This window comes from Hydrogenophaga taeniospiralis CCUG 15921 (assembly GCF_001592305.1).
Lineage (GTDB): Bacteria > Pseudomonadota > Gammaproteobacteria > Burkholderiales > Burkholderiaceae_C > Hydrogenophaga > Hydrogenophaga taeniospiralis.
Map to the genome: position 1 here is coordinate 498190 of NZ_BCWR01000005.1, position 12843 is coordinate 511032.

Sequence of the window (12843 nt, forward strand, 5' to 3'; positions counted from 1 at the left end):
CCCGGGACGATCCGTCTCAACGCCGGGTAAACCCGCATGAGGCAGCCAACAGCATGAACTAAAGTGCATCAACCCCTCTCACCTGCCGCCCATGAACGACCCAGCCCCCACCCTGCCGAGTCCGCGCATCGACTACCGGCCCGAGCGCATCTGGGAAGCCCGCCAGCACTATTTCAACGACGGCAGGCTGCCCGACGGGCTGCTGGAGCAGCCCTTGCTGCGGTCATGGGAGCGTTGCCGCCAGTCGGGCCGCGCGCCCCAGGAGCATGTGGTGTTCGACCCGGTGGAGCGCAGCCACCTGAGCGCCCTGCTGGAGCGCGAACACCGCTTGCTGCAGGCCGCCCGCCCCGAGCTCGACGTGCTGGCCGGGCGTGTGTCCGACGTGGGTTACGCCGTGCTGCTGACCGACACCGTGGGCCAGGTGCTGGCGGTGGCCGGCGCGCTGGACCGCCACTGCCAACCCATGCGCCAGGCCTTTCGCCCCGGGGTGGACGTGTCGGAAGCGGCCATCGGCACCAGTGCCATGGCCGTGGCGCTGGCCGAGCAGCGCACGGTGCGCGTGCTGGGCCCCGAGCACTACTTCGCCAACAACCAGATCTTTCATTGCTGCGCCGCACCGGTGTTCGACCCGCGCGGGCGCCTGATGGGCACGGTGGACGTCACCCGCGACGCACCGCAGCTGGTGACCGGCGTCATGGGCCTCACCCACCAGTGCGCCCAGCAGATCGAACACCGGCTGTTCGACGCCCTGCCCGTCTTTCTGAGGATCGAGCTGGCCGACACCCAGGGCGCCGCCCTCGCCTTTGACCGCGACGGTGTGCTGCTCGCCGCCAACGGCGCCGCCCGCCACCTGTTTGACATGCCTGTGGTCCGCGAAGGTTGCACCTTCGAAGACCTGTTCGAAGGGCGCTTTGACACCTGGGCCTCCCGGACCAGCCGCCAGCCGGCCGGCCGGCTCCCCCTGCAACTGCACGGCGGGGTGCGGCTGCAAGGCGTTTCCCTGCCCCTGGCCCAGCGCGCGACGGCCCGTGCGGTGGCCAGCCCGGTGGCCCCCGTCGTCAGCGCGCCCCGCGCCGCCGCCCCCGCCGGGGCCAGCACCCCGCTACCGCCGGAGCACCCGGTGGCGTTGCGCGCGCTCGAAGCGGGCCTGCCCGTGCTGGTGACGGGTGAAACCGGTGCCGGCAAAGAGGTGGCCGCGCGAGCCCTGCACCACGCCAGCCAGCGTGCGCAGGCGCCGTTCCTGGCCATCAACTGCGGCGCGCTCACCCCCGAGCTGATCGCGTCGGAACTGTTCGGCCATGTGGAAGGCGCCTTCACCGGGGCCGTGCGCGGCGGCAGCATCGGCAAGTTCGAAGCGGCACGGGGCGGCACCGTGTTCCTGGACGAAATTGGCGACATGCCCCTGCCGCTGCAGGTGGCCCTGCTGCGGGTGCTGGACCGCGGCGAGGTGCTGCCCGTGGGCGCCACCCAGCCGCGCGCGGTGGACGTGCGGGTGGTCTGCGCCACCCACCGCAACCTGCAGGCGCTGGTGGCCGAAGGGCGCTTTCGCGAAGACCTGTACTACCGCATCAGCGGCTTCGTGCTGGCGGTGCCCCCGCTGCGCGAACGCGACGATTTCGACGCCATCGTGGACAGCCTGTGCCACCGCATCGGCGCCGACGCTTCCCGCCTGGGCGACCCGCTGCGGGCCCAGTTGCGCCAGCGCCCCTGGCCCGGCAATGTGCGCCAGCTGCAGCACGCGCTGACGCTGGCTTTTGCGGTGGCCGAACCGCTGCGCCCGCTGGCGCTGGACGACTTTGGTCAGGCGCCGTCAGCGGCTGCGGCGGCCCCGGCACAGCCCTGGCCCTCGCAGCCACCCGGCAGCGCGGTCGGTCTGTTGGTCCACGACGCCCAGCGCAAGGCCATGGCGACCGCCCTGCAGCAGACCCGGGGCAACGTCACCGCGGCAGCGGCCTTGCTGGGCATGGGGCGCGCGACGCTGTACCGAAGGCTCAAGGCGGACCCGGAGTTGGCTGCCTGCGGCGATCCGCGCGGGTAGCCCATCCCAGGATCACAACAGCAACCTCTCGTCGTCTTGTGCACAGCGGAACGTCAGCATTGATGAAACCGCGGCCCACCACGACCACGCCTGCTTTGTCAGCCATGTTCTTCTTGGCGTTGCACTTGGGGCTTGAATGCGCCCGATAATTCAGGCCATGGACAAAGATCAGCTTCGTAAGTTTCGAGCCGCGTTGGTGGAGGTCGATACGGCCATTGCGCCTGATGACCCGCGGTACGTACCCGGCCTGCATGGAAGCGACGACGAAGATGTGATCAGCGCATTGCTCGAAGAAATCCTGACCCGCCCCGCGCTGGACAGCCACCTGTTCTATTTCAGCGGGCAACGTGGCACGGGCAAAAGCACGGAGCTTCGCAGGCTGGAACAATTGCTGTTGGGTGAACAAGCCCAAGTGATTCGATTTGACAGCCTGGACTTCATCACGGAAACCGAGAAGGTCACCGTAGAGAGCGTATTGCTCCTGGTCACGGCCGGCTTGGCCGCATGGGCAGACGCGAACTACAAGCAGGACTTTCTGCATGCCAGCGCGTGGACCCGCTTTTCAAACTGGCTGCAGTCCGACGTCGAGTTGACCGAATTTACCGCGCAAGGCCTGAAGGTCAAGCTCAAGGAACAGCAGGTTTCGGTCGCGACGAAGATTCGCAACCTCTCCACGCCGCTGGAATGGACGAAAAAGGTTCAAGAGTTCGCTGGCGAAATCGTTGAATTCATTCGCCAACGAACCCACCGTGAGCGCGTGGTCGTGATTGTGGACTCGCTGGAACGCCTGCGTGGCGTTTCCGGCGCCGACCAGGACGCCATGTTTCAGCACGTCATCACCACGTTTGCTGGGGATTTTGACCGTTTGCGCATTCCCAACGCCAGTGTGGTGTATTCGGTTCCGCCCTATCTCGCCTTGCTGGCCGATGTGCGCAACTTCATCACCTGCTTCTCTCTGGCCTCCGTGCGCGTCTATGGCAAGCCCATCGCCAACGGCAGCCCCACAACCCACAGGCGCCAGCCCCGGCCCGAAGGTTTGGAGAAAATGCGCAGCCTCATCACCCGGCGGTATGCCGACTGGGAGAAGGTGCTGGACGCCTCGGCGTTGGACACCTTGGCCAAGGCTTCAGGTGGCGACTTGCGCCATTTCATGCAGCGGCTGGTGTCTGGCGTGGTGGGCAAGGCGCAGTTTGCCTTGGACCGCTTGCCCTTGCGCGAGGACGACCCGCTGATCAAACAGGTCATCGATGAAAACCGGGGCGAGACCGAGCGCTTGACCGTGCAAAGCGAATGGCCTTTGTTGGCCGACATTGCCCGAACCCACAACGCCATTGCCGCGGATCGCGGCGACTCTTTGCGCACGATGGCGCGCCTTTTCGACACCCGCGTCATCCTGAACTACCGCAATGGAGCGGAGTGGTTTGATATCCATCCCCTTCTGTGGCCCTTGATTGACAAGCTGAATGAACAGCCCGCTACCGCCACTTGAGTCGGCGTGGCAAACGCTGAGAAGCAGCCTCGAATGGGCTCAGGAGTTCGGGCTGGTATTCGTTTTTTGCAGCGATGTTCACGCAAAACAGGCGCTGTTCCAAAGGGCCAATGAGCTGATGCATGCACAGGTTCGCCCTTTTCAGCGGCCTGAAGCGAAACAAGCATCTGCCCTGATCAAGCGACTGCTGCCCTTGGCGATCAACCCTGCAAGTGCACATGTCGACATGGGAATGCCCTTGTGGCTGGACCTGGATGGCCATCCGGGCGACCCCCATTGGGATCGAGCCCGACGAGAATTTCTGCATCGGCTCAATGAACGACGCGCGGCAATGGCACGCGAGCACAGCCGCACGGTGGTTCTGGTGTTGCCGCTGGACTGGACCAAGCAGGCCGCCGAATCGGCACCTGATCTGTGGACGATTCGCCAGCCTTCGGTCTACCTTGATACCCACAGCCCTTCGCCGCCACTCGCATTAGAAACAGGTTCAGTGGAGCGCCCGACGCCATCAGCGCCAAGTCGCGAGCTACCCGCTGCCGTGTTGCATTGGCAGGCAGCCCGTGAGGGTGGCCAAGCACAGATTTCTGCTTGGAGCGCTGCGCGAGCAGTCGATGCAGCCTTAGCATCTGGCCACAGCGAACTGGCTTGGCAGATTGCCCAAGAAGCCACATCCAGGAGTAGAGAGCAGATCAACGATCTAGGTAAAACGCCTGAACGCCTGCGTGATCTGTCGATCTCCTTGGACAAGCTGGGGGACGTGGCCCGAGCGCTGGGGTGGCTGAGTGAAGCCCAGCAGGCTTACCGCGAGAACGATACGTTGCGCCGCGCCTTGGTCGCCGAGTTTGGCAAAACGCCCGAACGCCTGCGCGATCTATCAATCTCCTTGGACAAGCTGGGCGCGGTAGCCCAGGCGCTGGGGCGACTGGATGAGGCCCAGCTGGTCTTCCGTGAGAGCGAAACACTGGTCCGCGCCTTGATCACCGAATTTGGCAAAACGCCTGAACGCCTGCGCGATCTATCGATCTCCTTGATCAGACTGGGCGACGTGGCCCGGGCGCTGGGGCGGCTGGATGAGGCCCAGCAGGTCTACCGCGAGAGCGAGGCACTAGTCCGCGCCTTGATCACCGAGTTTGGCAAAACGCCTGAACGCCTGCGCGATCTATCGATCTCCTTGATCAGGCTGGGTGTGGTTGCCCAGGCACTGGGGCGGTTGGATGAGGCCCAGCAGGTCTACCGCGAGAGCGAGACACTAGTCCGCGCCTTGATCACCGAGTTTGGCAAAACGCCTGAACGCCTGCGCGATCTGTCGATCTCCTTGAACAGACTGGGCGACGTGGCCCGAGCGCTGGGGCGGCTGGATGAGACCCAGCAGGTCTATCGCGAGAGCGAGACGCTGCGTAGCGCCGTGATCACCGAGTTTGGCAAAACACCTGAGCGCCTGAGCGATTTGTCGTCTTCCAAAAGCAAACTGGGCGAGGTTGCCCAGGCGCTGGGGCGGCTGGATGAGGCCCAGCATGCCCATCGCGAGAGCGATACGCTGCGCCGCGCCTTAATCGCCGAGTTTGGCAAAACACCTGAGCGCCTGCGCGATCTGTCGGTCTCGAAGAGCAAACTGGGCGAGGTCGCCCAGGCGCTGGGACGGCTGGATGAAGCTCTGCAGTTCTACCGCGAGAGCGAGACGCTAGACCGCGCCTTGATCGCCGAGTTTGGCAAAACGCCTGAACGCCTGCGCGATCTGTCCGTTTCCAAGAACAAATTGGGCGAGGTGGCCCAAGCGCAGGGGCAGTTGGATGAGGCCCAGCAAGCCTACCGCGAGAGCGAAGCGCTGCACCGCACCTTGATCACCGAGTTTGGCAAAACGCCTGAACGCCTGCGCGATCTGTCCGTCTCCAAGAGCAAATTGGGCGAGGTGGCTCAAGCGCTGGGACAGCTGGACGAGGCCCAGCAGGCCTACCGCGAGAGCGAGACGATTCGCCGTGCCTTGATCATCGATTTTGGCAAAACACCTGAACGCCTGCGCGATCTGTCGATCTCCATGGAAAGGCTGGGCAACGTGGCCCTAGCCCTGGAGAGATTGGATGAGGCGCAGCAGGCCTTTGAAGCAGAAGTAAACGCCGCAACCGACTTGACAGAGACCTACGGCGAAACGGCTGCGGCGCTGGAAGTGTTGGCACATGGTGAAATGCAGCTTGGACTGACCTTGGTTCACCGAGGAACGCCCGAAAAAGCCAGAGCCCATTTGTCACACGCACGCCGTTTATATGAGCGCCTTGCACACGTACTACCGCATGAGGAACGGTACATAGCCACCCTCAAAAGCTTAGAAGCGCCTGAAATCGACCCTCGCCTCAGTGGCGACCACTGAGAAAAAGCTAGGACGGTTTCCCTACCGGGCTTTTTGTGTCTGCGCGCGGTGAAGCGCCCTACTTCTTCGCCAGCGGCAAGCTGGAACAGGACTCGCGTGCCACTTCCGTAGCGGCGCCTACTCTCGACCAGCGCGAGATGTGAATGGTCTTGCCAAGACCCCAAGTATCGGCACCCAGCCAGCCCCCACTCCATCAGTTGCCAAGCAGATCCAGCACCGGCAAGCGGTTGGACACCTTCATCTCGCGCAATGAGATGTTCGACCGGATGCTCAACACCCCCGGCAACTGCCGCAGGACCCGGTCCACGAAACGGCTGTAGTCGTCCAGATCCTTGGCCACGACCTTCAACAAGAAGTCCGCCTCGCCGGTGATGTTGTGGCAGTCCACCACGTTGGGGCAGGCCCGGATGATTCGCTCGAAGTGGGCCGTGACTTCTTCCCCGTGCTGGGTGCAGACGATCTGCACAAAGGCCATGACGCCGATGCCCAGCTTTCGGCGGTTCAAGGTGGCCTGGTAGCCCTCGATGACACCCAGCTCTTCCAGGCGCTTTTGCCGCCGCCAGCAAGAGGCTTCGCTCAGCGCCAGTTCCTCGGCCAGCTTGGTGTTGGCCAGCCGGCCGTCCTGTTGCAGTCGGGCCAGCATGGCGAGGTCGGTTTTGTCCAGTGCGTCCATTTTTGAAAGATTCCTTCAGCAGCCTTCAGCAGGCCGCGAAAGAGTTTATCGAAATGCGCCACAAACTCGATGCACACCGCAAAACACCGCCACATGAAATCCATAAACTGATGGAATCATTCACCCACTTGGAAACCCATGAAAGCCGTCCTCTACGAGTCCTTTGGCGCCCCACCCCGCTTGACCCAGGTTCCAGACCCCACACCCGAACCCCATGGGGTGGTCATCAAGGTCATGGCCACAGGGGTCTGCCGCAGCGACTGGCATGGCTGGGTGGGCCACGACCCCGACATCCAGCTCCCCCACGTGCCAGGCCACGAGTTCTCGGGCGTGGTGGAAGCGGTGGGCAAGCAGGTGCAGAAATGGAAGGTCGGCGACCGCGTCACGGTGCCGTTCGTGGCGGCGTGCGGGCATTGCCCCGAATGCCATGCCGGGCACCAGCAGGTGTGCGACCACCAGTTTCAGCCCGGCTTCACGCATTGGGGTTCGTTTGCCGAGTACGTGGCCATTCACCAGGCCGACATCAATTTGGTGGCCCTTCCAGAAACCCTCGACTTCGCCACGGCGGCCAGCCTGGGGTGCCGGTTTGCCACGTCGTTTCGTGCCGTGGTTGACCAGGGCAAAACCTCGGCCGGGCAGTGGGTGGCGGTGCATGGCTGCGGCGGGGTGGGCCTGTCGGCCATCATGATTGCCAACGCCGTGGGCGCCAACGTGGTGGCGATCGACATTGCCGACGACAAGCTCAGCATGGCACGCGCACTGGGCGCGGTGGCCACCGTGAATGCCACGCAGGTGGCCGACGTGGCGCAGGCCGTGCGCGAGATCACCCGGGGCGGCGCGCATGTGTCGCTGGACGCGCTGGGCCACCCCACCACCTGCTTCAACTCCATCAGCAACCTGAGGAAGCGGGGCAAACATGTGCAGGTCGGCCTCATGCTGGGCGACCACACCACGCCAGCCGTTCCCATGAGCCGGATGATCGCGCACGAGCTGGAAATCCTGGGCAGCCACGGCATGCAGGCCCACCGGTACGGCGCCATGCTGGCGATGATGGAGTCGGGCAAGCTGTCGCCCGAAAAACTCGTCGGCGAAAAAATCAGCTTGGCGCAATCCATTGATGCGCTGATGAACATGGACCGCTTTGCCGTGGCCGGGGCCACGGTCGTGACCGAGTTTTAAGAGCCAGCTCTTTCAAGACATGGGGTCAAGCACGCCGCACCCGACCCCGGATCTGCCAAGCCACCAGCGCGCGCAGACCGCCTTTCGGCCTGCGCGCATCTCCGTTAGTTGGTTACGTCGAACGTGGCATCGCTGCGGCCGGTCTGGTTGCTGATGGCATCCAGGCGCAACGTGTAGGCGTAGTGGCGAATGTAGTGCGTCGGATGGCTATAGGCCTGGAAGGAAAAGGCCTCCGCATCAGCCAGGCCCGGCACCTGCTTGAACGTCGCGTCGGTCGCGAACTGCGGCGAACCGTCATAGGGCGCCAGCTCGAAGACGAAGTTCTTGTGCCGCAGGTAGTAGCCAGGGAAGTTCACCGAGGCGAAGGACACGTAGCCCGAGTTGTTCGCCAGGCCCTTCACCACCCGGAACTTCGAATCATCCAGCGGCGAGACGTTCGCATCAATGCGCACCGACGTGAAGCCGGCATGCCGCACGTACCGGTCCGGAAAGTTGGAGGACTGGATTCGGTTGATGGGGGTGCTTCCTCCCCACTGTGCGTTCAAGCGGCTCAACTCCGCGGCGCTCAGGTTCAGGACTCCACCGTGCCGCTTGTGACTCGATCCCAGGTTGAACGAGCCCGACGGTACTTTCTGCCAGTTCTGCGCACTGCCCATGTTGGTCGAGGTCAGCGGCAGATAACCCTTGCCCGAAGCGTACTGGTCGACCCACATGCCCCACTTGCTCTCGTTGTTGAACTGGAAAAGGATGGGCCCTTCCACCATGCTGCCCGTCAGGCCGATCTGAGACAGATCGCCAATGGTCGTCCATGCGCCCAACACCGACTGGCTGCCTTCGACGGTGATCTGGCCATCGCCCGAGGCCCGCACGTACTTGTACCCGCCGACGCTGCCTGGAATCTCAAGAATCTGCGTGTCGATGATGCCTTGCGTTCCGGGCCGGTCGATGTACATCTGCGGCGCGGTGAAGGTGCGGAAGTCGGTCGTCTTGGCGTAGTAAATGCGTGGCTTGTCGACGCCGTTGAGCGGCGAGATGGTCGCCCAGTACACGATGTAGGCGTTCGATGCCGGGTCCCAGATGGCTTCGGGCGCCCAGGCGCAACCCGCGTTCGGGATGGCGCCGGCGACGTCGACCAGGCGCGGTTCGGACCAGTGCACGAGGTCCGTGGATTCCCAGATGACCAGCTTGGTGCTGGCGCTGTGCTGGGCGGCGTCCCAGCCCTTGCCACTGGCGATGCGCAGATCGGTGGCGAGGATCCAGTACTTGGAGCCATCGGGTGAGCGCACGATGGTCTGGTCGCGCACGCCCTTCTCACCCACGGTCGACCTGAGGACGGGCTGGCTGTTGTTCAGGTCCGTCCAGTACATGCCGTCGGTGCTGACGGACATGTAGGTTTGCTCACCGTGCGCGGATTCCCCGGTGAAATGAACCAGCAGGTAACCCGCCGACTGCGCTTGTGCGCCGCCGAAAGCAGCGGTGAGCATGGTGGCGGCAACAGCCGACCGAATCGATTTGAAAAAAGTTTTCACAAGTAATTTCCTGTCTCCGTGGAAGGCAGCCTCTTTTTTGTTCGCACCTCATTGGCAGGCGGTCGTTTTGAAAGGCTTGCCCAATTCCCGCTATCGCAAGTACAGCGTCGTTTAACGGACGGACTCACGATTTGACGGGCTCGTTGCTTCTCGCTCATTTCGGCGAGTTGGCGACGGCGATGCTAAAGAGGCACCGGTATAAGCGCCAATCGTTTTTTTCCGTATTGCGATAACAGATCGGGCATCCGGGAATACCCCCGACCAGTAACACTTCAACTCAGTGAGACCGGTACGGCGCCATGCTGGCGATGATGGACTCGGGAAAACTACCGAGCTTTAAGAGCCAGCTCTTTCAAGGCATGGTGTTCTGCACGCTGCCTGACCTGCGCCTGCGCCACGGGGCGCAGGTCCAGGCGCACTACCCCGTGAACCACCGCATGGGCACCAGCACGATGGAGGGGAACAGCACCATCAGGAACATCATGGCAAATTGCGCCGCCATGAAGGGGAGCACGCCTCGGGTGACCTCGTCCATGCGCATCTTTCCCACCCCGGCCACCACGTTCAGCACCGTGCCCACCGGCGGCGTGATCAGGCCGATGGCGTTGTTCATGATGAACAGCACGCCGAAGTAGACCGGATCGATGCCGGCGGCCTTGATGACAGGCATCAGCATGGGGGCCAGGATCAGGATGGTGGGTGTCATGTCCATGGCGGTACCCACAGCGATCACCAGCAGCATGATGGCGATCATCAACAGCGTGGGGTGATCCATGAAGGGGCGCAGCAGCTCGATCAGTTGGCGGGGAATCTCGGCCACCGTGATCAGCCAGGCGCTGACCATGGCGGCTGCCACCAGAAACATGATCACGGCGGTGGTTTTGGCTGCGCTGACAAACACGGCCGTCAGCTGGCGCCAGTGCAGTTCGCGGTAAACCAGCGTGGCCACCAGCAGCGCATAGACCGCCGCCACCGCCGCCGCCTCCGTGGGGGTGAACACCCCCATCTTGAGACCCACGATCACGATCACCGGCAGAAACAGCGCCCAGGTGGATTCCTTGAGCGCCCGCAGCTTCTCTGCTGCAGATGCCTTGGGCGGCGGCGTGATGTGCTCGCGCTGCGACACCCAGTACCACGCCACCGCAATGGACACCCCCATCAGCAGTCCCGGCACGATGCCCGCCAGAAAAAGCTTGCTGATCGACACATTGGCCGCCACGCCGAACACCACGAAGCCAATGGACGGAGGAATGACGGGTGCGATGATGCCGGCCGACGCAATCACCCCCCCGGCACGGGCCTTGTCGTGGCCGGCCTTCACCATCATGGGCAGCAGCAGCGCGGCCAACGCCGCGGTATCTGCCACGGCAGAGCCCGACAGTGCCGCGAGCATGCAGGCCGCCAGGATGGCCACAAACCCCAGTCCGCCGCGCCTGTGCCCGACCAGCGTGAGCGCCAGCTTGACGATGCGCTGAGACAAGCCGCCCACGTTCATGATCTCGCCCGCCAGCATGAAGAAGGGCACCGCCAGCAGCGGGAACGAATCCGCGCCGTTGATGACGTTCTGCGCCAGGATCTGGGCGTCGAACAGGTCCAGGTGCCACATCAGTGCGACGCCAGACGCCAGCAGCGCGTAGGCGATGGGCACACCAATGGCCATGGCTGCCAGCAGCGAGCCGAGGAAGATGAAAACAGTCATGGCATGTCTTTCCCAGGGCCGGTGGCGCGATCAAGGTGGAAATCGGGGGTAACAACCAGCTCTTCGGACCCGATGGCCTGCACCAGCTGATCGTCGGGCACCTGCCCGGACAACAGGCGCCAGAGGTCCAGCAACAGCAGCAGCCCCGACGCCACGGCGAACACCACCCCGGAGGCGTAGAAGATGGCCACAGAGGCCCCGGTGACGGGTGCTTCCACATCCCAGTTGATGCGGGCCTGTGCCAGTGCGCCACTGAACAGCAGCCAGGTGCAGAACAGCATCAGCCCATGGCTGGCCACCAGGCAGATGCGCCGACCGATGGGGGGCAGCTTGCTGAGCAGCATGTCGGTGCCCAGGTGGCCATGCTCCTTGACCGCGACGATCGCGCCCAGGAAAGTGATCCACACGAAGAGCCAGCGCGACAGCTCCTCGCTCACGGAAATGCCGGAGTTGAAGGCGTAGCGCAGCACCACGTTGCCAAACACCAGCAGCAGCATCGCGGCCAGTGCCAGGGCGATCAGCACATGGATCCACCGGGCGCAACGGTCGATGAGGACGGTCAGCATGGGGGTCTCCTTTTTTGCTTCAGAGTGCCGTGCCCTGCAGCAGCCCGCGCTGCGTCAGATTGCTGATGAAGGCGCGCAAACCAAAGCGCCAAGGCGCGGCGGTTTCGCTGTGTGTCACGCGGTTGTGCAGGCCGCCGAGCCAGGCGCTCTGGATGGTGACGACATCGCCCAGCTTGTGGGTAAAGCCGCTGCCAGGCTGGTCGCGGTCTTCGATGGGGGCGAACAAGGTGCCCAGGAACAGCATGAACCCGTCGGGGTACTGGTGCGCCGCCAGGGTCTGAGCCACCAGGTCGGTCGGGTCGCGGCTGATGCTGGCCATGGTGTTGATGCCGCGCAGCTCATAGCCGTCCACCCCCACCACGCGCAGGTGCACGGTTTCGCTGCGCACCTGGTCCATGCCAAAGCCGGCATCGAACAGGCGGATGAAGGGGCCCAGCGCGCACGATGCGTTGTTGTCCTTGGCCTTGCCCAGCAGCAGCGCGCTGCGGCCCTCGATGTCGCGCAGGTTCACGTCGTTGCCCAGCGTGGCACCCACGATGTCGCCGCGGCTGTTCACCGCCAGCACCACCTCGGGTTCGGGGTTGTTCCAGGCCGAATCGGCGCGGATGCCGATGTCCCCACCACAACCGACCGAGGCGAGCACGGGCGCCTTGGTGAACACCTCGGCGTCGGGGCCAATGCCCACCTCCAGGTACTGGGACCACAGCCCCTTTTCTTGCAGCAAGGCCTTCAGGGCCATGGCTTCTGGGGACCCGGGCCGGATGTCTGCCAGGTTCTCGCCGATCAGTCCCAGCACCTGGCTGCGCAGCGCCTGCGCGCGGCTGGCATCGCCGCGCGCCTGCTCTTCGATCACGCGTTCGATCAGACTGGCCGCAAAGGTGACGCCAGCGGCCTTGACCACCTGCAGGTCGCACGGGGCCAACAGCCAGGGGGTGTCGGCTGTGCGCTGGCCGGGCAGGCTGTTCTGGACCAGCTCATCCACACCGCACAGGCGCCGCCCAGGGGTGTCGTGCACGGCCTGGGCGGGCTGGGCGGTGTCGAGCAGCGTGCTCATGGTCGGGTAGCTTTCGCTCAGGTCAAACACCCCCTCGGGTCGCAGCGCCACCACGGCCGGGCCAGGAATGGCGCCGTGCGCCCACACGCGACCCACCAGGGTGCCTTGCAGCCCGTCGGCAGGCAACACCCGGGCAAGCGCTTGGGCGTGGTGGTCCGCACCGGTCAAAGTGGCCGCTGTCATGTCGTTCATACGAGTCCTTCAAGGGTTCAGTTCCCAGCCCGCGCGCGGGTCTGGGTGGCAAGCTGCAT

The 12843-nt window shown here is 64.1% G+C and carries 9 protein-coding genes; 4 read left to right on the forward strand and 5 right to left on the reverse strand.

Annotated elements, in window-relative coordinates:
* Positions 1–91 precede the first annotated feature (91 nt).
* From HTA01S_RS08885 to HTA01S_RS08900, 3 genes are all read left to right on the forward strand, one after another.
* Positions 92–2038, forward strand: coding sequence for a sigma-54-dependent Fis family transcriptional regulator (locus tag HTA01S_RS08885; protein WP_068169484.1), 1947 nt, complete (start codon positions 92–94; stop codon positions 2036–2038).
* A 157-nt stretch (positions 2039–2195) separates the two neighbouring features.
* Entirely contained in the window at positions 2196–3527 is a 1332-nt protein-coding gene (locus tag HTA01S_RS08890; protein ID WP_157572029.1) for a hypothetical protein, read from the forward strand.
* Entirely contained in the window at positions 3502–5892 is a 2391-nt protein-coding gene (locus tag HTA01S_RS08900; RefSeq protein ID WP_157572030.1) for a tetratricopeptide repeat protein, read from the forward strand. The genes HTA01S_RS08890 and HTA01S_RS08900 overlap by 26 nt, the downstream gene beginning before the upstream one ends.
* A 193-nt stretch (positions 5893–6085) precedes the next feature.
* On the opposite strand, the gene HTA01S_RS08905 is transcribed toward HTA01S_RS08900, so the two are convergent.
* Complete coding sequence (locus HTA01S_RS08905) at positions 6086–6565, reverse strand: Lrp/AsnC family transcriptional regulator (protein WP_068169497.1); 480 nt, start codon at positions 6563–6565, stop codon at positions 6086–6088.
* 138 nt (positions 6566–6703) lie between these two features.
* On the opposite strand from HTA01S_RS08905, the gene HTA01S_RS08910 reads away from it, so the two are divergent.
* On the forward strand, positions 6704–7744 hold the full coding sequence (locus tag HTA01S_RS08910; protein ID WP_068169500.1) for a zinc-dependent alcohol dehydrogenase family protein: 1041 nt from the start codon (positions 6704–6706) through the stop codon (positions 7742–7744).
* Positions 7745–7848: 104 nt separating this feature from the next.
* Here HTA01S_RS08910 and HTA01S_RS08915 read toward each other — a convergent pair whose 3' ends face one another.
* From HTA01S_RS08915 to HTA01S_RS08930, 4 genes are all read right to left on the reverse strand, one after another.
* Complete coding sequence (locus HTA01S_RS08915) at positions 7849–9273, reverse strand: glycoside hydrolase family 43 protein (protein ID WP_245638036.1); 1425 nt, start codon at positions 9271–9273, stop codon at positions 7849–7851.
* 418 nt (positions 9274–9691) lie between these two features.
* Entirely contained in the window at positions 9692–10972 is a 1281-nt protein-coding gene (locus HTA01S_RS08920) for a TRAP transporter large permease subunit (protein WP_068169504.1), read from the reverse strand.
* A complete protein-coding gene (locus HTA01S_RS08925) occupies positions 10969–11538 on the reverse strand; it encodes a TRAP transporter small permease (RefSeq protein ID WP_157572031.1) in 570 nt (189 codons plus the stop codon). The genes HTA01S_RS08920 and HTA01S_RS08925 overlap by 4 nt, the downstream gene beginning before the upstream one ends.
* 19 nt (positions 11539–11557) lie before the next feature.
* Positions 11558–12784 carry a fumarylacetoacetate hydrolase family protein gene (locus HTA01S_RS08930; protein ID WP_218017323.1) on the reverse strand — a complete coding sequence of 409 codons (1227 nt, stop codon included), beginning with the start codon at positions 12782–12784 and terminating at the stop codon, positions 11558–11560.
* Between the last annotated feature and the right edge of the window lie 59 nt (positions 12785–12843).